The organism is Acidovorax sp., assembly GCF_046341535.1.
Taxonomy (GTDB): Bacteria; Pseudomonadota; Gammaproteobacteria; order Burkholderiales; family Burkholderiaceae_C; genus Acidovorax.
Map to the genome: position 1 here is coordinate 1 of NZ_JBKDRI010000087.1, position 21,466 is coordinate 21,466.

17 protein-coding genes and 2 pseudogenes are annotated in these 21,466 nt (G+C 63.6%); 7 read left to right on the plus strand and 12 right to left on the minus strand.

Translation table 11 applies throughout. The features are described from left to right. Window positions 1-198 precede the first annotated feature (198 nt). Complete coding sequence (locus ACK543_RS05905; RefSeq protein WP_409941924.1) at window positions 199-471, plus strand: YkgJ family cysteine cluster protein; 273 nt, start codon at window positions 199-201, stop codon at window positions 469-471. A 20-nt stretch (window positions 472-491) separates the two neighbouring features. On the opposite strand, the gene ACK543_RS05910 is transcribed toward ACK543_RS05905, so the two are convergent. Together ACK543_RS05910 and ACK543_RS05915 are read right to left on the minus strand one after the other, a co-directional pair. Beyond that, window positions 492-962 (minus strand): NUDIX hydrolase, encoded by a 471-nt coding sequence (locus ACK543_RS05910; RefSeq protein WP_409941925.1) that lies wholly within the window; start codon window positions 960-962, stop codon window positions 492-494. A 91-nt stretch (window positions 963-1,053) separates the two neighbouring features. Then, window positions 1,054-1,176 (minus strand): hypothetical protein, encoded by a 123-nt coding sequence (locus ACK543_RS05915; protein WP_409941926.1) that lies wholly within the window; start codon window positions 1,174-1,176, stop codon window positions 1,054-1,056. Between the two features lie 123 nt (window positions 1,177-1,299). Between ACK543_RS05915 and gstA the strand changes: the two genes are divergently transcribed. After that, window positions 1,300-1,908: a glutathione transferase GstA gene (gstA, locus tag ACK543_RS05920; RefSeq protein WP_409941927.1), complete on the plus strand. Its 609-nt coding sequence runs from the start codon at window positions 1,300-1,302 to the stop codon at window positions 1,906-1,908. 2 nt (window positions 1,909-1,910) lie between these two features. Here the strand turns inward: gstA and ACK543_RS05925 are convergent, their stop codons facing one another. The 4 genes from ACK543_RS05925 to ppsA all read right to left on the minus strand — a co-directional run bounded on the left by ACK543_RS05925 (window position 1,911) and on the right by ppsA (window position 8,417). Then, window positions 1,911-3,128: a YbfB/YjiJ family MFS transporter gene (locus tag ACK543_RS05925; protein ID WP_409941928.1), complete on the minus strand. Its 1,218-nt coding sequence runs from the start codon at window positions 3,126-3,128 to the stop codon at window positions 1,911-1,913. Window positions 3,129-3,438: 310 nt separating this feature from the next. After that, window positions 3,439-5,538, minus strand: coding sequence for a VC_2705 family sodium/solute symporter (locus ACK543_RS05930; RefSeq protein WP_409941929.1), 2,100 nt, complete (start codon window positions 5,536-5,538; stop codon window positions 3,439-3,441). Continuing rightward, window positions 5,531-5,974: a DUF4212 domain-containing protein gene (locus tag ACK543_RS05935; RefSeq protein ID WP_409941930.1), complete on the minus strand. Its 444-nt coding sequence runs from the start codon at window positions 5,972-5,974 to the stop codon at window positions 5,531-5,533. Before ACK543_RS05935 ends, ACK543_RS05930 begins: the two co-directional genes overlap by 8 nt. A 49-nt stretch (window positions 5,975-6,023) precedes the next feature. Further along, entirely contained in the window at window positions 6,024-8,417 is a 2,394-nt protein-coding gene (gene ppsA / locus ACK543_RS05940) for a phosphoenolpyruvate synthase (RefSeq protein WP_409941931.1), read from the minus strand. A gap of 193 nt (window positions 8,418-8,610) precedes the next feature. Between ppsA and ACK543_RS05945 the strand changes: the two genes are divergently transcribed. Further along, on the plus strand, window positions 8,611-9,432 hold the full coding sequence (locus tag ACK543_RS05945) for a pyruvate, water dikinase regulatory protein (RefSeq protein ID WP_409941932.1): 822 nt from the start codon (window positions 8,611-8,613) through the stop codon (window positions 9,430-9,432). Window positions 9,433-9,569: 137 nt separating this feature from the next. Further along, window positions 9,570-10,274 (plus strand): formylglycine-generating enzyme family protein, encoded by a 705-nt coding sequence (locus ACK543_RS05950; RefSeq protein WP_409941933.1) that lies wholly within the window; start codon window positions 9,570-9,572, stop codon window positions 10,272-10,274. 109 nt (window positions 10,275-10,383) lie between these two features. Here ACK543_RS05950 and ahpF read toward each other — a convergent pair whose 3' ends face one another. Further along, a complete protein-coding gene (ahpF, locus tag ACK543_RS05955) occupies window positions 10,384-12,000 on the minus strand; it encodes an alkyl hydroperoxide reductase subunit F (RefSeq protein WP_409941934.1) in 1,617 nt (538 codons plus the stop codon). Window positions 12,001-12,199: 199 nt separating this feature from the next. Beyond that, a complete protein-coding gene (gene ahpC / locus ACK543_RS05960; RefSeq protein WP_409941935.1) occupies window positions 12,200-12,775 on the minus strand; it encodes an alkyl hydroperoxide reductase subunit C in 576 nt (191 codons plus the stop codon). A 920-nt stretch (window positions 12,776-13,695) separates the two neighbouring features. On the opposite strand from ahpC, the gene ACK543_RS05965 reads away from it, so the two are divergent. Further along, on the plus strand, window positions 13,696-14,661 hold the full coding sequence (locus ACK543_RS05965) for a porin (protein WP_409941936.1): 966 nt from the start codon (window positions 13,696-13,698) through the stop codon (window positions 14,659-14,661). Window positions 14,662-14,969: 308 nt separating this feature from the next. Here ACK543_RS05965 and ACK543_RS05970 read toward each other — a convergent pair. Together ACK543_RS05970 and ACK543_RS05975 are read right to left on the minus strand one after the other, a co-directional pair. After that, a pseudogene (locus ACK543_RS05970) lies at window positions 14,970-15,225 on the minus strand (aldehyde dehydrogenase family protein); the annotation flags it as partial. 242 nt (window positions 15,226-15,467) lie between these two features. After that, a pseudogene (locus ACK543_RS05975) lies at window positions 15,468-16,645 on the minus strand (aldehyde dehydrogenase family protein); the annotation flags it as partial. 104 nt (window positions 16,646-16,749) lie between these two features. Here ACK543_RS05975 and ACK543_RS05980 point away from each other — a divergent pair. Then, window positions 16,750-17,955, plus strand: coding sequence for a pyridoxal phosphate-dependent aminotransferase (locus ACK543_RS05980; protein WP_409941937.1), 1,206 nt, complete (start codon window positions 16,750-16,752; stop codon window positions 17,953-17,955). A 389-nt stretch (window positions 17,956-18,344) separates the two neighbouring features. Next, window positions 18,345-18,653 carry a VF530 family DNA-binding protein gene (locus ACK543_RS05985; RefSeq protein ID WP_409941953.1) on the plus strand — a complete coding sequence of 103 codons (309 nt, stop codon included), beginning with the start codon at window positions 18,345-18,347 and terminating at the stop codon, window positions 18,651-18,653. On the opposite strand, the gene ACK543_RS05990 is transcribed toward ACK543_RS05985, so the two are convergent. Both ACK543_RS05990 and ACK543_RS05995 read right to left on the minus strand, forming a co-directional pair. Next, window positions 18,619-19,578 (minus strand): alpha-E domain-containing protein, encoded by a 960-nt coding sequence (locus tag ACK543_RS05990; protein WP_409941938.1) that lies wholly within the window; start codon window positions 19,576-19,578, stop codon window positions 18,619-18,621. The two genes, ACK543_RS05985 and ACK543_RS05990, sit on opposite strands and share 35 nt — an antisense overlap. Window positions 19,579-19,728: 150 nt before the next feature. Continuing rightward, window positions 19,729-21,252, minus strand: a complete 1,524-nt coding sequence (locus tag ACK543_RS05995; RefSeq protein ID WP_409941939.1) for a circularly permuted type 2 ATP-grasp protein — start codon at window positions 21,250-21,252, stop codon at window positions 19,729-19,731. Between the last annotated feature and the right edge of the window lie 214 nt (window positions 21,253-21,466).

A 21,466-nucleotide genomic window follows, 5' to 3' on the forward strand; every position in this document is an offset into this window, starting at 1 on the left:
ATGCACTTGCCAGCACCGCTTTTGGAGCGCCATGCGGTGTTGCTCCTCCTTGCAGGCACGAGCCTGCCGCGTCGTCGCGCCTTGCCTGGCGCCCCAACAGCAGCGCTGGCAAATGCATCCAACTGCCGTTTTTAGGTTCAAAATGCCAGGTTACGCTCGACAGCATTGATTTTGCAGCTATCTTAATCATAGCGATCTATGAATTGTCGCCCCGGCTGCGGTGCCTGCTGCACCGCACCGTCCATCAGCTCGCCCATCCCCGGCATGCCCGATGGCAAGCCTGCGGGCGTGCGGTGTGTGCAGCTCGGTGACGATGCACGCTGCCTCATTTTTGGGCAACCCCAGCGGCCCGGCGTGTGCGCGGGGCTGATGCCATCGGCGGAAATGTGTGGCGACGGTCGGGACAGCGCGATGGTTTATCTGACGAGGCTGGAAATCCTGACCCAACCCGCCGCAGACGCCCTCCGATGAAGCAGCCCAGCCGGTACGGTTCAGGGCCGGTGAACGATGTGGACAAACGCTGGGTCGGGCTCACGCAGCAGCTCGCGCAGGAACGACGGTCGCAAGTCCAGCACCGACAGCGCCTGCGAACTGAACCACGCAAACTCCAGTCCACAGTCGGCCTCCACACCAAGAAACGGCCCGGGATCGCAGGCCAGGCCGCTCGATGGCATTGGTGCGGCCACGAAATACAGGCCCACCTCATGTTCAGCGACGCCTTGGTGCGCAAAGAAGTTCTCTGCCACGCAAGCCAGGCGACCCACCGCAATGTCCACGGCCAGCTCTTCGCGAAACTCGCGCACCAACGCTTCGGCGGCAGACTCGCCGGGTTCCACCTTGCCCCCAGGCAGTGCCCAGAAGCTATCCCCGGCCCGCCGGTGCAGCAACACGGCGCCATCGCGCACCATCACTGCCGCCGTGCGCAGACGGATGCGTGGTGCCACAACGGGCGGATGGAACATGGGTTCTCCTCTTGTAAGCGAAGGCAATGCAGGGCGTGAGCGCTGAACCGATCCCCAGCGCAGCCCTCACTTTAGCGGCCATCCCTGGCCCCTACGCCGCCACCCACTTCCCCCGCCACCACTGCGCCACGCCCGAGCCCCGGGGTTCCAGCCAGAACAGGTGCATCCAGCCGTTGCCGATCAGGTGCCGCACCACCGCGTGCTGGTCCATCACGGCGTCGATGGCCTGGCGCGGGGCTTCGATGAAGACGCTCGGCAGTTCGAAGCAAGCGCCAGCAAGAAATCGCCGCAGCGCATAGCATCACGGACTCGACATCTGCCAAGGACCTCTTTGACCATGAAGCTGTACTACTCCCCCGGTGCCTGCTCGCTCTCGCCCCACATTGCCCTGCACGAGGCCGGGCTGGCCTACACCCCCGTGCTGGTCAGCACCAAGAGCCACAAACTGCAAGACGGCACCGACTTCTACACCATCAACCCGCTGGGCTACGTGCCCGTGCTGGAGCTCGATGACGGCACCCGCCTGCGCGAAGGCCCGGCCATCGTCCAGTACATCGCCGACCAGGTGCCCCAGAAAATGCTGGCCCCACACAACGGCAGCCTGCAGCGCTACCGCCTGCAAGAATGGCTGTCGTTCATCGGCACCGAGCTGCACAAGGGCTTTTCGCCCCTGTTCAACCCCGCCACGCCCGACGACTACAAGCCCATGGTGCGCGACAAACTCTTGCAGCGCCTGGCCTGGGTGGACAGCCAGCTCGCCGACCCGCAGTACCTCATGGGCGAGCAGTTCACCGTGGCCGACGGCTACCTGTTCACCGTCACCAACTGGGCGCAATACGTCAAGCTGGACATCTCGGGCCTGGCCCACCTGGCGGCCTACCGCCAGCGCGTCGGGGCGCGGCCCGCAGTGCAAGCGGCCATGAAAGCCGAGGGACTCCTGAAGTAGCGCTACAAGGGGCGCTGCCGCCACGCCACCAGCGCCCCCACCCACAGCGCCCCGGCCGACACCACCAGCCCGCGCGCCAGCCCGCCGGAGCCATCGGCAATCCAGCCCACCATGGTGGGCCCCACGATCTGCCCGGCCGCAAAGACGATAGTGAAGGCGCTGATACCGCTGGCCCACCGCGCTTGCGGCAGGTTGTGCCGAACCAGGGCAGTGGTCGATGCCACCACCGACAAAAACACCCCGCCAAACAACAGGCCCGACGCCAGCACCACCGGCCAGGCCGACGTGAGCGCGGGCAGCACCGTCGCCACGCCCAGCAAGGCGTTGAGCAGCGCCAGCGCCCCACCGCCACGGCTGCGATCGAGCAGGCCCGCCCAGATGCGCGACGACAGCACCACCGCCAGCCCCAGCAGGGCATAAAAGCCCGTCACAGCCGCCGGGCTGCTGCCCTGCTCGCGCAGCAGCGCCACCACAAACGTCATGTAACCGATGTACCCCACGCCAAACAGGCCATAGCCCAGCAGGGCGGGTGCCAGAGCCCACCACCGCACGCGCTCCGCGGGGGACGAAGCACCGCCCACCGCCCCCACGGCTGGCGCTGCAGGATTCGCCGGCGCGCGCAGGGCCCTGGCAGGCCACAGCAACACCGCCGTCGCCAGCGCACAGGCCACGGCCAGCGCCCACCAGGCCCAGGCCCAAGCGTGGGGCTGCGATGCAGCCGCCCCCAGCACGGCCGGTACCAGCAAGGCCGACAGGCTGATGCCCCAGCCCGTGCCGCCGTAATACACGCCCAGCAGCAGCCCGCTGCGCCCAGAGTCCTGCAGGCCCAGGCGGGCCGCCAACAAACCGCCCGTGACGAACACCATCGCGCTGGCCACACCAGCCAGCAAGCGCTGCAGCAGCAGTGACGGCGCATCCACAAAAAAACCACTCAGCCCCATGAACACCGTGGCCAGCACAGCGCCACCCACCAGCACCTTGCCGGGGGCCAGTCGGCGCAGCAGCACCGGCGTGGCCAGCGCCCCCAGCAAGTAGCCCAGCGCGTTCGCCGTGTTCATGCCGCCGGCCAGGGTGTAGCTCCAGCCCAGGTCCTCGCGCATGGGCGGCAGCAGCAGGGCATAGGCAAAACGGGTGATGCCCAGCGACACCACAGCGCCCATCGACAAGGCCACCGCCAACCACAAGAAATTCCGACTCGGCCCGCGCACTGGTCTTTGCATCGAGCGATTGTGAACCGCGCCACCCACAATTGCTCCACATTTGGTCTGGGTGCGCCCCTCAGGAACGTGAGTAACCCTAAAAACGGCAGTTGACCGCTTGTCATCTTGGCGCACACCGCATGGACTCGAGCCTTGGGGTGTTTTTGCAGCCTCACCTTCGGGGTGACAACGCTATGCACTTGCTAGCACCGCTTTTGGAGCGCCATGCGGTGTTGCTCCTCCTTGCAGGCACGAGCCTGCCGCGTCGTCGCGCCTTGCCTGGCACCCCAACAGCAGCGCTGGCAAATGCATCCAACTGCCGTTTGTAGGATTACAGCTCCGAACGTGCAGCGGGCAGAGCAGGGGCCGGGCGCGTGATCCAACTCACCAGCAACGTCAACGCCACGCCGAGCGGCACTCCGAATACCCCGGCGGAGACGGGCTGAATGTCGAACCACAACCCATCTGCCATGAGCCAGCGCGGCAGGAACTGAAGCGCGGGCACGTGCGACAGCATGTAGTACACGGCGATGCCCAGCCCGCCCAGCATTCCGGCGACAGCCCCTTGCCGCGTGGTACCGCGCCAGAAGATCCCCAGCACCATGGCAGGCACAAAAGCCGATGCCGCAAGCGAGAAGGAGGCGGACACCATGGGCAAAATTTCGGAGGGTTTGAGTGCAGCAACAAACGCGGCCGAAAGCGCTACGGCCAGCAGGGTGAACTTGGAGAGAATCACGCGCTGCTCAGGCGATGCACTGCGCTGTGGGTCGTGAAAGTACAGGTCGCGCACCAGTGCATTGCTGATGGTCAGCAACAAGCCATCGGCCGTTGACAAAGCGGCTGCCAGCCCTCCCGCAGCCACGAGGCCCGAGATCACATAGGGCAGCCCCCCCAGTTCGGGCGTTGCAAGCATGATCAGGTCGGCGCCCAGGCGAATCTCGCCGAACTGCACGATCCCGTCTCCATTGACATCCTCAATCGACAACAGGGAACTATCCACCCGCGCCCACTGAGCCATCCAGTTGGGCAAGGCCTCGAAACTGCTTCCCACCAGGTTCTGCATGACTTCGAACTTCACCAGAACAGCCAGCGCCGGGGCGCTCAGGTACAGCAGGGCAATGAAAAACAGCGACCACCCCACAGACGCCCGGGCAGCAGAGACGGTCGGCGACGTGTAGTAGCGTGTCAGCAGATGCGGCAGGCCAGCGGTGCCCACCATCAGACAGAACATCAGGGCCAGGAAATTCCGGCGCGAGATTTCGTAATCACGCTGCTCCTCGGGCGTGCCGTGCGGATCGCCTGCATAAGCCTGGCTGTGCAGCGGCAGGCCGCCCAGGGGCCGCGCACGCTCATAGTTTTCGCGCAATTCACGCGTCCAGCTCTCACGCGCAGCAGCGGCATCGCGCGGCAGCGCTGAGAGTTCGCGACTGGCGGCCACGATGATTCCGACGTCTGCGTTCTCCGCACGCAGCGCCCGGATGCGCTCCAGGCCCTTTTCCCGCTCGCGTTCGAGCGCAAGCTCCACGTCCTTGAGCCGCTCCTCCAGGTCGCGCGCCCTCTGAAGATAGGTCTGCATCACCTGGTGCTCGGCGGGCGAGTCGAGCAGTTGCGCCTCCAGGTCGGCAATCTTGCCGATCTGGGTGCCATACACCAGGGGCGCCAGCGGGTTGCCCAACTGCTTGTAGGCCAGCCACGATACCGGAATCAGAAACGCCATCAGCAGCACCACATACTGCGCCACTTGCGTCCAGGTAATGGCGCGCATGCCGCCCAGAAAAGAGCACAGCAGCACCCCCCCCAGCCCCAGCATGATGCCGATCTCGAACTGCACGCCCGTCAGGCGCGAGGCGATAAGCCCCACCCCGTAGATCTGCGCCACCACGTACGTGAACGAGCACAGCACCGCCGCCAGCGCGGCGATGATGCGCGGCCAGCGCCCGCCAAAGCGCACGTGAAAAAAGTCAGGCACCGTGTAGAGCCCCATCGCTCTGAGGTGCGGCGCTATCAGCATGGCCACCAGGCAAAAGCCGCCCGTCCACCCTAAAAGATAGGCCAGCCCGCCCGCCTGCCCCGGCGTGCCCGCAAACCCCTGCAGGTACAGCGCGCCCGACAAGCTGATGAATGAAGCTGCGCTCATCCAGTCGGCCGCCGAGGCCATGCCGTTGTATACCGGCGGAATGCGCCGCCCGGCAACGTAATACTCCTCAGGGTCGGAGGTACGGCCATATACGCCGATACCGGCGTACACCATGACGGTCAGGAACAGGAAGATGGGCCCGATCCAGTTGCGCGACAGGCCCTGGCGCTCGGCCCAGGTCAGCAGCGCCAGAAACGCAAGCACCCCCACGACATACAGCGCCAAAATGCGGTGCAGGCGCCACAGGTACGCACGCTCTTCGGCCAGCGCGCTGGATTTCCCCGGCTCAGACATCAGGCTGCGCCTTGCGGGTGGCGTGCAAGGGTGCAGCATCGCCGCCAGCGTAGCCCCCCATGCTGGCAGAGGGAGCCGCCGCGCTGGCATCCTCGGTGTGAGCGGCGGCGGCGACGATGGCCGCCTCCTTGTCAACACAGCGAGCATCCTGGCGCTCAAAATGATTCATGGCCCCAGCGTACACCGCCACGATCACGATAAACACCAGCACGGCCCCCTGGGCCGCGACCCAATAGCCGAACGGCCAGCCACCGGCCATCACGAATTGCAAATCGCGCGCAAAGTAGGCCGCCCCGAACGACACCACAGCCCACACCAGCAGCAACAAGGCTTTGAGCCGCAGGTGCCGCACATCGTGCAGGTCGGGCGGAAACGGCCCCGCCATCTCCGCATTGTGCGCCTGGCGCAGCAACTTGGGCGCGGGCGGCTGCTGCATTGCGCGTATCGGGACAACAGGAGCGGCGGGCAGGCAGGCCGGGCTACGGTCAGCCCGCAGCCAGTTGCTGCCAGGTCGACATCACGCTGTCGGGATTGAGCGAGATCGACGAGATACCCTCGCGTGCCAGCCACTGCGCAAAGTCCGGGTGGTCGCTGGGGCCCTGGCCGCAGATGCCCACGTACTTGCCCTGCGCCAGACAGGCCTTGATGGCCTGGTGGATCAGCGCCTCCACGGCAGGGTCCCGCTCGTCAAAGTCCTGCGCCAGCAGCTCCAGGCCCGAGTCGCGGTCCAGGCCCAGCGTGAGCTGGGTCAGGTCGTTGGAGCCGATCGAGAAGCCATCGAAAAACTCCAGGAAGCGATCCGCCAGGATCGCGTTGCTTGGCACCTCGCACATCATGATGATCTTGAGGCCGTCTTTGCCACGCGAGAGGCCGTGGGTGGCCAGCAGCGTGGTCACACGCTCGGCCTGGCCCAGCGTGCGCACAAAGGGCACCATCACCTGCACGTTGGTCAGGCCCATGTCGTTGCGCACGCGCTTGAGGGCCTCGCACTCCATCGCGAAGGCTTCACCGAAGTCTTCGCTGATGTAGCGGGCCGCGCCGCGGAAGCCCAGCATCGGGTTTTCTTCCTCGGGTTCATAGCGGCTGCCACCGATGAGCTTGCGATATTCGTTCGACTTGAAATCCGACAGGCGCACGATGACGGGCTTGGGCCAGAACGCAGCGGCAATGGTGGCCACGCCTTCGGCGACCTTGTCCACATAGAAAGCGCGGGGGCTGGCATGGCCACGGGCCACCGATTCCACGGCTTTCTTCAGGTCGGCATCGATCTGCGGATAGTCCAGGATGGCCTTGGGGTGCACGCCGATGTTGTTGTTGATGATGAACTCCAGCCGCGCCAGGCCAACCCCCTCATTCGGCAGCTGGCAGAAGTCGAACGCCAGCTGGGGGTTGCCCACGTTCATCATGATCTTGGTTTTGATGGCGGGCATTTCGCCGCGCTGGACCTCGGTCACTTCGGTTTCCAGCAGACCGTCATAAATCTTGCCCGTGTCGCCCTCGGAGCAGCTCACGGTGACCAGCGTGCCATCTTTCAGGCGTTCGGTGGCGTCGCCACAGCCCACCACGGCCGGAATGCCCAGCTCCCGGGCAATGATGGCGGCATGGCAGGTGCGGCCACCGCGGTTGGTGACGATGGCGCTGGCGCGCTTCATCACCGGCTCCCAGTTGGGGTCGGTCATGTCGGTCACCAGCACATCGCCGGGCTGGACCTTGTCCATCTCGGAAATGTTGTGCACCAGGCGCACGGGGCCGGTACCGATTTTCTGCCCGATGGCACGGCCCTCGGCCAGCACGGTGCCGTGGCCCTTGAGCTTGTAGCGCATCTCGGCCTGGCCCTTGGCCTGGCTCTTGACGGTCTCGGGGCGGGCCTGGAGGATGTAAAGCTGGCCATCAGAGCCATCCTTGCCCCACTCGATGTCCATGGGGCGGCCGTAGTGCTGCTCGATCACCAGCGCATAGTGCGCCAGTTGTTCCACATCGGCGTCGGTCAGCGAGTAGCGGTTGCGCTGCTCGGTGGGCACGTCCGTGGTCTTGACCAGCTTGCCACTGGCAGCCTTCTCCTGAGCGGTTGAGAACACCATCTGGATCAGCTTGGAGCCGAGGTTGCGGCGGATCACGGCTTTCTTGCCAGCTTTGAGCATGGGCTTGTGCACATAGAACTCGTCGGGGTTGACGGCGCCCTGCACCACCGTTTCGCCCAAACCGTAGCTGCTGGTGATGAAGACCACGTCTTCGAAACCCGATTCGGTGTCGATGGTGAACATCACACCGGCTGCGCCGAGGTCGGAGCGCACCATGCGCTGCACGCCCGCCGACAGGGCCACCACGTCGTGCTCGAAACCCTTGTGCACGCGGTAGGAAATGGCGCGGTCGTTGTACAGCGATGCGAACACCTCTTTCATCTTGTGCATCACTTCCTCGATACCCACCACGTTCAGGAAGGTTTCCTGCTGCCCAGCAAACGATGCGTCGGGCAGGTCCTCGGCGGTGGCGGACGAACGTACGGCGAAGGATGCGCTGGGATTGCCGGCGCTCAGCTTGGCAAACTCGTCGGCAATGGCTTTTTGCAGGTCGGCCGGGAAGGGCTGCGCCTCCACCATGGCACGAATTTCAGCGCCCACCTGGGCAAGGGCGCGCACGTCTTCGGTGTCCAGGCTCTTGAGCTTGGCGCTGATGCGGTCGGCCAGACCGTCAAATTTCAGGAACTCGCGGAACGCGTGGGCGGTGGTGGCAAAGCCCGTGGGCACGCGCACGCCCTGGGGCAGCTGGGAGATCATCTCGCCGAGGGAGGCGTTTTTGCCGCCTACCGCCTCGACATCGGACATTCTCAGGTTTTCAAACGGTACGACCAGGGCGGTCGGGCTGAAAAGTGCAGACATGGGAAAGCTCCAGAAGTTGAAACCGGGTCTGCATGCCAGGCCCCGAGCGGCCTCGGGCAGGCGGCCATGCACGGCCTGTGGCTTTGTCGTTGTGGTTGTGGGCCGACGCGGTGCATGGTGAGAATTTGGATAATCCAACGAATTGTAGGCCCGGGCTTCTGGCAACGGGCTGACACTTTCAAAAAGGGCCCCCATGCATTCGCGCACCGTATTTTTTGTCTCGGACGGCACCGGCATCACTGCAGAAACCTTCGGCAACGCCATCCTGGCGCAGTTTGAGATGAAGCCCCGCCATGTGCGACTACCCTTCATCGACACCGCGGACAAGGCCTACCAGGCAGTGCGGCAAATCAACCACACGGCCGAGGTTGAGGGCAAGAAGCCCATCGTCTTCACCACGCTGGTCAACATGGAAGTGCTCAAAGTCATCCAGGAGGGCTGCAAGGGCATGCTGCTGGACATGTTCGGCACCTTCGTGAATCCGCTCGAGGAAGAGCTGGGCATCAAGTCTCACCACCGTGTGGGGCGGTTTTCGGACGTGAGCCGCAGCAAGGAATACACCGACCGCATCGAGGCCATCAACTTCAGTCTGGCGCACGACGACGGTCAGAGCAACCGCGATCTGGCCAGTGCCGACGTGATCCTGGTGGGTGTGAGCCGCAGCGGTAAAACCCCCACCAGCCTGTACCTGGCGATGCAGTGTGGCCTGAAGGCGGCCAACTACCCGCTCATCCCCGAAGACTTCGAGCGCCGGCAGCTTCCGTCGGCGCTGGTGCCGTTCCAGAAAAAGATCTTCGGTCTGACCATCAGCCCCGAACGCCTGTCCGAAATCCGCAGCGAGCGCCGCCCCAACTCCAAGTACGCTGACCTGGCGAACTGCCGCAACGAGGTGGCGGAGGCCGAAGCCATGATGCGCCGCTCCGGTATTCGCTGGCTTTCCACCACGACCAAGTCGATCGAGGAGATCGCCACCACGATCCTCCAGGAAATCCGGCCCGAGCGGCTGGTGTATTGAACCTAAAAACGGCAGTTGACCGCTTGTCATCTTGGCGCACACCGCGTGGACTCGAGCCTTGGGTTGTTTTTGCAGCCTCACCCTTGGGGTGACAGCGCTATGCACCTGCCAGCGCCGCTTTTAGGTTGAAAGCTTTCATGACGGCGCTTCGCCCCGCCACATTGCTGATGGGCCTCATCGCGGCCCTGCCGACCATCGCGCGCGATGTCGTGGCCCTTCCCGGCTTTGCCATGGACCGCAGCGAAGTCAGCATTGCCCGGTTCGACGAATTTGCACGCGCTACAGGCCGCATGACCGCTGCCGAGCGCGAAGGCGGCGGCTACGAATGGGGCCAGGGCTGGGAGCGCCGCCCGGGCTGGACGTTCCGCCAGCCCTTCGGCGAGACCCCTGCAAACCCGAAGTGGCCCGCGGTGCATGTGAGCTGGCAGGAGGCCAGCGACTTTTGCCGCCATGCGGGCGGTCGGCTGCCGACGCGATCCGAATGGACGCTGGCCGCCTACACCGAGCAAGGCCCAGGCGTGGCCGATGGCTTCAGGCCAGGCCAGGTCTACCCCTTCCCCACCGGCGATACGCCCGCGGGCGCCAACACCAGCGGCAGCGACCCCTGGCCCCGTCTCGCACCCGTGGCCACCACGAAACGCGGTGTGAATGGCCTGTATGACATGGGTGCCAACGCCTGGGAATGGCTGGCGGACCGCGAAGCCGACAAGGCCCTGACCGCCGGGGGTTCATGGTGGTACGGCCCCGAGCAGATGCGCGCGGGCGCCATGCAGTGGAAGCCCGCCGACTTCTATGTGGTGTACATCGGGTTTCGCTGCGTCTATGACAGCACGGGCAGGTAGGCAGCCGCCAAGGTGCATCTGGAGGCGCCCCTGAAAACCGCCCCTTTAATGCTATTATTTAAATAGCAAAAAGACCAATAAATACAGGCGCAACAGGCCAAAAACTTGATCAGGCGGGCACAGCCACACGCTCCACGACAGGTACCGCCGCCGACGCAACGGACGCTGCGGGCTGGCGGATCAGGTGGTCGAACGCGCTGAGCGCTGCCTTGGCACCATCGCCTGCGGCAATCACGATCTGCTTGTACGGCACCGTGGTGCAGTCGCCTGCAGCAAACACGCCCGGCACATTGGTATGGCCCCTGGCGTCCACCACGATCTCGCCGAACTTGCTCAGCTCGACCGTGCCCTTGAGCCATTCGGTGTTAGGCACCAGGCCGATCTGCACGAACACACCTTCCAGCGGGACAGTGTGTTCCACGCCCGTGGCGCGATCCTTGTACTTCAGGCCGTTGACCTTGCCCTGTGCGCCGGTGATCTCGGTGGTTTGTGCGCTGGTGTGGATGGTCACGTTGGACAGGCTCTTGAGCTTGTTGACCAGCACTGCGTCGGCCTTGAGCTGGTCGGCAAACTCGATCAGCGTGACGTGGGCCACCACGCCTGCCAGATCAATGGCGGCCTCGACACCCGAGTTACCGCCGCCGATCACGGCCGTGCGCTTGCCCTTGAACAGCGGGCCATCACAGTGCGGGCAGTAGGCCACGCCCTTGTTTTTGTACTCGGCTTCGCCCGGCACGTTCACGTTGCGCCAGCGCGCGCCGGTCGACAGAATCACCGTCTTGGCCTTGAGCGAGCCGCCGTTGGCCAGCACGACCTCTGTCAGGCCGCCGGGCTCGGTCGCTGGAATGATCTGGTCGGCGCGTTGCAGGTTCATGATGTCCACACCGTAAGACCGGGTCTGCGCCTCGAGCGCCGCTGCAAACTTGGGGCCATCGGTTTCCAGCACCGAGATGTAGTTCTCAATCGCCAGCGTATCGTTGACCTGGCCGCCAAAGCGCTCGGCCGCCACGCCCACGCGGATACCCTTGCGGGCGGCATACACCGCAGCCGCAGCGCCAGCGGGGCCACCGCCGACGATCAGCACATCGTAGGGGTCCTTGGCCCACAGCTTGGCCGCCTCGCGGTCGGCGGAGCCGGAATCCAGCTTGGCCACGATTTCCTCGATGGTCATGCGACCCGAGCCAAACATCTGACCGTTGAGGAACACCATGGGCACGGCCATGATCTCGCGCTCGGTCACTTCCTGCTGGAACGCGCCGCCTTCGATCACCGTGGTCTTCACCTTGGGATTGACAACCGCCATGAGCGACAACGCCTGCACCACGTCAGGGCAGTTATGGCAGGTCAGGCTCATGTAGACCTCGAAGTTGAAGTCGCCGTCCAGCGCCTTGATCGCGTCAATCACGTCCTGCTCGACCTTGGGCGGGTGGCCCCCCGTCCACAGCAAGGCCAGTACCAGCGAGGTGAACTCGTGACCCAGCGGCAAGCCAGCAAAGCGCAGGCTGTTGGAGGCCCCCACGCGCTGCAGGCTGAAGGACGGCTTGCGGGCATGGGTGCCATCAAAGCGCAGCGAGATATTGTCGGCACGCAGGGACTGGATGGTTTCCAGCAGCTCGCGCATGTCGCGGGCAGTCTCGCTATCGTCCAGCGAAGCCACCAGTTCAAATGGCTGCTGCACGCGTTCGAGGTAGGCGGAGAGTTGCGATTTGAGTTGGTCGTCAAGCATGGTGGCTTCCTTGTTCATTGGCGATGGTGATGCATGGGGCCAGGATCCGCTGTTCTGCAGATCAATCATGCTGCACCGAACGCCCAACTAACGGGCGAAAAAAAGCCGGACGGCATGGCGCACACGTGCCATGACCCGGTCCGGCCAAGGAGCAGGGCAGCACCAGGTGCTACCCTGCTCAGCCGTTGCACGGTACTGCTCAGATCTTTCCGACCAAGTCCAGCGAAGGAGTCAGGGTCTTGGCGCCTTCCTTCCATTTGGCGGGGCAGACCTGGCCAGGGTTGGCCGCGGTGAACTGGGCCGCCTTGAGCTTGCGCAGGGTTTCCGACACGTCGCGAGCGATCTCGTTGGAGTGCACTTCCATCGTCTTGATCACGCCATCGGGGTTGACCACAAAAGTGCCGCGCAGTGACAGCCCCTCTTCGGGAATGTGCACACCAAAAGCGTTGGTCAGCTGGTGCGTGGGATCGCCGACCAGCGGAAATTTGGCCTTGCCTACGGCGTCAGACGTTTCGTGCCACACCTTGTGCGAGAAGTGCGTGTCGGTCGTCACGATGTAGACCTCGGCACCGGCCTTTTGGAATTCGGCGTAGTTGTTGGCAGCGTCTTCGATTTCGGTGGGGCAGTTGAAGGTGAACGCAGCCGGCATGAAGATCAGCACCGACCACTTGCCCTTGAGGTCGGCTTCGGTCAGGTTGATGAACTCGCCCTTGCCATTGCGGTTGACAAAAGCGGTGGTCTTGAAGGGCTGGACTTGCGTGTTGATCAGGGACATGGATGCTTCCTTTGGAACGTGGTTAAACAGAACGAGCCCAAGTTTAGGCCGTGCGAGCTCATCAATCCAATTAATTGATTTGATGCAATCCATTAACCATGGCTATTTGCTGGAGCTGCGCACTATGGTGTCCCCAGTCGGAACACACAGCCGGAACGGGAGTTGTGGGGATCACGCAACCACGGGCAGCCCCAAAGCCTCCTGCAAGTTCGGGGGCTCGGCGCCCGCCTTAGGCAGACGCGAGTAGGGCCGCCGCAAGATTCCTCCCCTGAATCCGTGACCCCAGTCCCACGATTCCGTAATCGCCCCGGCAACGGCATGGCCAGGATGATTTTGAAAACAGGTGCTGACAAAACCAGGCTCTTTTTAGTCTTGGGCCCCTCAAATCTGCAGAACTGCGTTTCAGATCAATGCCGCTCGCATTTTTCAGGGAGGATTCATTTGCGCCATCCCAACAGGCGCATTTACCGCCTCAATTTCACAGTCCCAATCGATACGTTTGATCCACGGTCACTTTCTTAAAAGCGCTCGCTCGATGCCTCACCCCCAATATTAGAAATTTTTGCATCTTCCGTTAAAAATTGATTGACCATCTAACTGCACAGGACATCGGTGCGATTGCGCCGCCAAGTTGGCCTCGTACCAAGCAAATCCGCAGGACAATTCGTTCCTTGAAGCGACAGCAACACGTACCTAGACCCTGTTGCGCTGGACTGACACTCGGTCGCGGCAGCGCATTAACCCGTGTGGCGGCATCGCTCACCGGCCCTTAGTATTCCGACCCGTTGCAGCTTGCAACGATCACATCACCGCGGACATCACGCTTATCGGCCGCGGCAGCCCGAGGCGGTACACCCACCTGCTTTTGGTCTGGTGATTATTTGTCGTCAAACACAATTTGATTAAAGGAAAACTTGAGAATGAAAACGATTAACCGCTGCACACTTGCAGTATTGGCTTTATTGGGAACGTCAGCTGCATTTGCGCAGAGCAGCGTTACCCTCTACGGTCGCATCAACACCACGTTCGAAAATCAAAAGGACGGCGGCGTGTCCCGAACAGGGCTCTTCAACAACTCCTCCCGCTTCGGCTTCAAGGGCCAAGAGGACCTGGGTGGCGGCTTGAAGGCTGGCTTCCAACTGGAAAGCGGCTTTGACTCCAGCTCGGGTGCCACCAGTTCCCGCTTTTTCGGTCGCCAAAGCGAAGTGAACCTCTCCGGCGGCTTCGGTATGGTGCGCCTGGGCAACTTCTTCTCTGAGTCGTACTTTGCCACGGCGGACTACATCAGCAACCACAATCATGACACGGGTTCGTCGTCGGACGCGCTGTACGCCTATCCCGCGCGCGATATCAACAAGATCGCCTACCGCACTCCCAAGTTGGGCGGTGCAACCCTGGAAGCAGGCTGGTCGATGCACGAGCAGGCCAGCGGCTCCGGCGGCAAGAACAGCCTGGACCTGGCAGCCAACTACGAGATGGGCCCGCTGGGCCTGGGTGCTGGCTATTCCAAGCTGGGCGACCAGAACCAGTTCGCGGTGCGCGCTTCCTACGCCGCCGGCCCCTTCATCATGGGCGCCTACGTGCAACGAGACGAGAACGTGTTCTTCGCGACTGGCGGCAGCCGCACCAACGTTCGCGTGTCGGGCGCCTACATGATGGGCGCATCCGAGTTCCATGTAAACGTGGGTCGGGCCGGCAGCTACTCCAAGGTTAAAGACAGCTCTGCGACGCAGTACACGCTGGGCTACAACTACAACCTGAGCAAGCGTACCAAGATCTATTCGTACTACACGCGTGTGAACAACAGCAAAGCTGCCAGCTATGGCGTCTCGGCGGCTGGAAACGATTTCAGCTCTTTTGCCGTGGGGGTGCGACACAACTTCTGATGGGATAGCCCCTGCTGCTGCCCGAACTGGTGGGCGGGCAGACAAACAGGATTTTGCCCCCCGCACTTCCCCTCGGAGTGCGGGGCTTTTTGTTTGTCTTGCGACGCACACTGGCCAGCCTGGCTCTGCTGGAACTGCACCGCCTAGGAGCCTGTCGGACTTGGAGCGTCGAAAGCGAAAATCGGCCCCAGCGAGGACAGTTTTTGCCGAATTTGCAGCCCCATAGCCGAGCTATGGGGCAAAAAGGCGGTTAAAAATAGACCGCTGCGGTCGATTTGCAGCCGACGATTTCCAAGTCCGACAGGCTCCTAGAGATTCATGATCGACACCAAGCGCGTGTTCAGATGCGCCTCCAGGGCCTCGGGTCCGCCTTCGGATCCATACCCCGAATCCTCAAGCCCACCAAAAAGGCAGCTCGGCTGCAGGCGCTGCCGCCTGGTTGATCCAGAGCATGCCCACCTCCAGCCGCTGGGCCAGCAGGTGCGCGTTTTTCGGCGACCGGGTAAAGGCATACCCGGCAAGACCAAACGGCAGGCGGTTGGCCTCTGCGATGGCATCTTCGATGTTTTCAACCTAAAAACGGCAGTTGACCGCTTGTCATCTTGGCACACACCGCGTGGACTCGAGCCTTGGGTTGTTTTCGCAGCCTCACCTTTGGGGTGACAGCGCTATGCACTTGCCAGCACCGCTTTTGGAGCGCCATGCAGTGTTGCTCCTCCTTGCAGGGCCAAGCCTGCCGCGTCGTCGCGCCTTGCCTGGCACCCCAACAGCAGCGCTGGCAAATGCATCCAACTGCCGTTTTTAAGTTCAAAGCTTCGCACGGCGGCCACGGCGCCGAAGGGCTCTTCGTTAAAGACGCGCGCCGACAGCGGCACATCATTGAGCACCGTCGGCTGGAAGAAGTTGCCCGCACCGCCGATGCGCTCACCACCGGTGACCAGCGTGGCACCCTGCTGCAGCGCATCGGCCAGCAGGTCGGCCATGGCGGACATGCGGCGCGGGTTGACCAGCGGGCCCATCTGCGTGCCGGCAGTCAGGCCATCGCCCGACCGCAGGCCCTGGGCATATTTGCCAAAAGCATCAACGAAGTCGGCGCGCGGGCTCTCGTGCACCAGATAACGCGCGGGCGAGATGCACACCTGCCCGGCATTGCGGAACTTGGCCCCGCTGCCGATCTTGATGGCCAGTTCCAGAACGGCATCTTCGGCAACGATCACGGGTGCATGACCGCCCAGCTCCATCGTCGTACGTTTCATGTGCCTGCCAGCCAGCGCCGCCAATCGCTTGCCCACGGGCGTGGAGCCCGTGAACGTGACCTTGCGAATGATGGGGTGCGGGATCAGGTAGCTCGAAACATCGGGCGGATCGCCAAACACCAAGCCCACCGTGCCCGCGGGCACGCCGGCGTCGGCAAATGCCCGGATCAGCGCAGCCGGGCTGGCGGGGGTTTCCTCGGGCGCCTTGACCAGGATGGAGCAGGCTGCGCCCAGCGCCGCGCCCAGCTTACGCACCACCTGAATGATGGGGAAGTTCCACGGCGTGAATGCCGCCACGGGGCCCGCGGGGTCCTTGAGCACCATCTGGATGGCCTTAGTGTTGCGCGACGGCACGATGCGGCCATACACGCGCAGGGATTCGTCGGCAAACCACTCGATGATGTCAGCCGAGGCCATGGTGTCGGCCCGGGCCTCGGCCAGGGGCTTGCCCTGCTCCCGCACAAGGATGGCGGCAATGGATTCGGCTCGTTCGCGCATCAGGGCGGCGGCGCGGCGCATGGTCTTGGCACGCTCGGCAGCGGGCATATTGCGCCAGGCTTCAAAACCCTTGTGGGCGGCATCGAGGGCGCTGTCCAGATCGGCCCTACCCGCATGGGCCACACGGCCGATTTCCCGTCCCGTGGCAGGATTGTGCACGGCGATGGCTTGTCATCGGCGGCGTCTTGCCACTGGCCTGCGATGAAAAGCTGGGTGGTCGGATACGTCATGGATGGTTATCTGAAGGGTTGGAAAACGCTGGTTTTCACTAAAGGCCCGCGCGATTTTTCGCGTCTCCGATCCCGCGATACCCTGCCATCGCCCTTAACATGCGGTGCAGTTAAAAACCCAAGGAAATAGCATGAGAGCCGTGGTCGAGAGCCTGCAAGAGTCCCGCATTCGCGAGGTGGCCAATGAGGGCCTGGGGCGCAGCGATGTGCTGAAGTTCTGGTTTGGTGAGAGCGATGAGGTCACGCCCGATTTCATCCGCGAGGCGGCCATCGCATCGCTGCAGCGGGGCGAGACTTTTTACGCGCACAACCTCGGCCTGCCGGAACTGCGCCATGCCATCGCCGGCTACATGCATGGCCTGCACCCGCAGGCGGGCACCGACGCATGGTTCGACCGCGTCGCAGTCACGTCGGGCGGGGTGAATGGCCTGATGGTGGCCATGCAGGCGCTGGTGGACGCAGGCGACGAGGTGGTGCTGGTGACCCCCGTGTGGCCCAACCTGGTCGCGCAGCCGCGCATCCTGGGGGCGCAGGTGCACACGGTGCCGCTGACCGCAGACGCACGGGGCGCTTGGCACCTGGACATGGATGCCCTGCTGGCAAGCATCTCGCCCAGCACACGCCTTCTTATCGTCAATGCACCGAATAACCCTACGGGCTGGACACTCACGCGGCAGGAACAGGCCACCATCCTTGCCCATTGCCGCCGCACGGGCACCTGGATTTTGGCCGATGAGGTGTACGAGCGCCTGTACTACGCAGACGACACCGCCCATGGCGCGGCACCGAGCTTTCTGGATGTGGCCGAGCCCGAGGACCGCGTCGTGGTGACGCACAGTTTTTCCAAGAGCTTTCTGATGACAGGTTGGCGCCTGGGCTGGCTGGTTCTGCCGCCCTCGCTTACCCACGCTGTGGGCAAGCTGATCGAGTTCAACACCTCGTGTGCGCCAGTGTTCGTGCAGCGCGGGGCCACGGTGGCGCTGCAGCGCGCGCACGAGGTAACGCCCGCCTTGGTGGCCCACCTGCGCGCCTGCCGCGACACCCTGGTGCCTCGGCTGGCTGCCGTGCCCGGCGTGTCGGTAGCCACGCCCCAGGGCGGCATGTATGCGTTCTTTCGCATCGCGGGTTATGACGACTGCCTGCCGCTGGCCAAGCGACTGGTGCGTGAGGCCGGTCTGGGGCTGGCGCCCGGCAGTGCATTTGGCGACGAGGCTTCAGGCTGGCTGCGCTGGTGCTTTGCCAGCCAGGACCCGGGACGGCTCGACGTGGGCGTGGCAAGACTGGAGCGCTGGCTACAGGCCCAGGGCTGACGGCTGCAGGCGGTCCGCCCCCCCCTGTCATTCTTTCTGGGGGGTTGATGTTGCGCCCTTCCTGGTTCGCCTGCCACCGTGGATGCAGGCACGGCTGCCCCAGTACGCGATGTACCCCCACCCGTCGCCTGGGCGCCAGGGTGCGTGCACGTGTGGACTGGGCGGCCAAGCGGTTCAAGCGGGAAACGGGGCGCATCTGGGTAGATGGAGGCGCACGCCGGTGGCTGCCAGCAGACCGCAGCGATATGCTCTGTGCCATGAATGCCTTCCATCGGCCCGCCAGGCCACTGCACCCAGACCAACCCGACCCAAGCGCGCCGCATCCGGCTGCATCGCAAGGTCTGTCTCCAACGCCGCCCGACGATGCACCGACAGACCCATCCTCCGCCCTGCCTGCATCAAGCCAGCCTCGTGCCGCCAGCGCACCGCAGCCCCGCAATCCCCTGCACGGCGTCACGCTGCAGGCCATGGTGGAGGCACTGCATGGCTACTTTGGCTGGCAAGAGCTGGGGCGCCAGATTCCGGTGCGCTGCTTCCAGATCGATCCCAGCGTGTCGTCGAGCCTGAAGTTTTTGCGCAAAACGCCCTGGGCGCGCGAGAAAGTCGAGAGCCTCTACCTTTTCATGCTGCGCGAGCAGCGGCGCAATGCGGGGGACGCGTTGGTCAATCCGCAGATGCCACCAGGAAATCGCGGCTGATACCGCCGCCCAGGTCGTTCACCCGATCCAGGAACTGCGTGAGGAAGGCATGCAGCCCGGTGGCCAGAATCTCATCGATGCGGCCGTATTGCAGGTCCGCCAGCAGGCGTCCGGCCCGGCGCAGGGTCTCCTTGGACTGGCCATTGGCCACCACGGCCAGGTTCTCCACCACCTCCAGCAGGCAGGCATGCAATGAACGTGGCATGTCCCGCCGCAGGATCAGCAGCTCGGCCACGCGGCCAGGCGTGATCACGTCGCGGTACACCTTGCGGTAGATCTCGAAGGCCGAGACGCTGCGCAGGATCGCGCTCCAGTGATAGAAGTCGTTTTCCTGGTTGCGCTCGCTGGCGCGGCCAAAAAAATCGTTCTTGACCGCATGGAACTTCACATCCAGCAGCCGCGCCGTGTTGTCGGCGCGCTCCAGGAACGTGCCCATGCGCAAAAAGTGAAAGGCCTCGTCCTGCTGCATGGTGCCCAGCACCACGCCCCGCGAGAGGTGCGAGCGGTGCTTTACCCACTCAAAAAATTGCCCCGGATCGCGCTCAAAAGCGCCCGCCTCCAACTGGCGGTGCAGTTCCAGCCAGGTCTGGTTTTGCGTTTCCCACAGCTCGGTGGTCAGCGCACCGCGCACGGCACGGGCATTCTCGCGGGCGGCGCGCAGGCACGACAGGATGGACGATGGGTTGTTGCCATCGCGCACCATGAACTCCAGCACGTTCCTCGGCGTGATCTGACCATGTCGCGCGGTGTAGGCAGGAATCAGCTCGCTGATGGACAGAAGGCCTTCCCAGCCTTTTTGCGCCACGTCAGCAGACTGGGGTAGCAGCGAGGTCTCGTAGCTCACGTTGAGCATGCGGGCGGTGTTCTCTGCCCGTTCTGTGTATCTGGACATCCAGAACAAATGGTCAGCGGTGCGGCTCAGCATGCGGCCTCCTTGATCGAGCAGGGCAGAGAACCCCGCGCGTGCTGCGCAGGCGGGCAGTGTTGTGTTAAGGGCCCGCCAGAGGCGGCGATTTCTACCAGCGCTTTGTATCGGGACATCCGGAACAGGTCGTCAGCAGTGCGGCTTGGCATTTCAAAGTCCCCCCTGTGTTGGTGTCATCGCGCCCATGGTCTGGGTCTGCGACTGCGGCGGCTGTGTCGCGGTGGTGGCATGCTCGCCCAGCACCCATGTGTCCTTGGTGCCGCCACCCTGCGAAGAATTGACCACTAGCGACCCCTCCTGCAATGCCACGCGCGTGAGGCCACCGGCGACCATCTGCACGTCCCGGCCGCTCAGGACGAACGGGCGCAGGTCAATGTGGCGCGGCGCAATGCCGCTTTCCACATAGGTGGGGCAGCTCGAAAGACTGAGCGTGGGCTGGGCAATGTAGCCAGCGGGGTTGTCCAGCAGGGCGCGTCGGAAATCCTCGATCTCGGCGCTGGTGGCAGCAGGGCCGATGAGCATGCCGTAGCCGCCCGCGCCGTGTACTTCCTTGACCACCAGATCCTTGAGGTGGGCCAGCACGTACTGCAGGTCGTCCTGCTTGCGGCACATCCAGGTGGGCACGTTCTTGAGGATAGGCTCCTGGCCCAGGTAAAAGCGGATCATCTCGGGCACGTAGGGGTACACCGATTTATCGTCGGCCACACCCGTGCCCACGGCATTGCAAATCCCCACATTGCCGGCGCGGTAGGCGTCCATGAGTCCGTAGCAACCGAGGGTGGAGTTTCGGCGGAAGACTTGTGGATCGAGGAAGTCGTCGTCCACCCGGCGGTAGATCACGTCCACCCGTTGCAGGCCGCGCGTGGTGCGCATGTAGACGAACTTGTCCTTGACCACCAGGTCCTGGCCTTCGACCAGCTCCACGCCCATCTGCTGTGCCAGAAAGGCGTGCTCAAAGTACGCGCTGTTGTGCATTCCGGGTGTCAGAACGACCACCGTGGGCTCGTCTGCCGTGGCCGGAGCACTGGCGCGCAAGGTATCGAGCAGCATGTCGGGGTAGTGGGCTACCGGCGCCACCTTGTGCATGCTGAACAGCTCGGGAAACAGCCGCATCATCATCTTGCGGTTTTCAAGCATGTAGCTCACGCCGCTGGGTACGCGCAAATTGTCTTCCAGCACGTAGTACTCGCCCTCGCCCTGCGCGTTGGGGGCGCGCACGATGTCGATGCCGGCAATGTGCGCGTAGATGCTCTTGGGCACGTTGACCCCGGCCATCTCGGGGCGGAACTGGGCATTGTGCAAGATCAGATCGGCGGGCACGATGCCCGCGCGAATGATGTCCTGCCCGTGATACACGTCGTGGATAAAGCGGTTGAGCGCCGTAACCCGCTGCACCAGCCCGGCCTGCATGCTCGTCCATTCGTGGGCGGGGATGATCCGGGGGATCAGGTCAAACGGAATCAGTCGCTCATTGCCGACCCCGCCCTCGTCTTTTGCGCCATAGACAGCAAACGTGATGCCCACGCGGCGAAAGATCATCTCGGCCTCGGCCCGTCGAGCCTGCATCACATCGGCCGGTTGGTTGGAGAGCCACTGCGCGTAGCGCTGATAGTGTTCGCGCACATCGCTGCCGCCCGTGGGCAGCATGGAATACATCTCGTCAAATTTCTGCATCAACGGCCTCCTGTGGGCAGGATAGCAAGTTGTGCGCCCGCAAGCACTCCGGCATCAGCGGTTTGTCTAAGAGCCTGTCGGACTTGGAAATCGTCGGCTGCAAATCGACCGCAGCGGTCCATTTTTAACCGCCTTTTTGCCCCATAGCTCGGCTATGGGGCTGCAAATTCGGCAAAAACTGTCCTCGCTGGGGCCGATTTTCGCTCTCGACGCT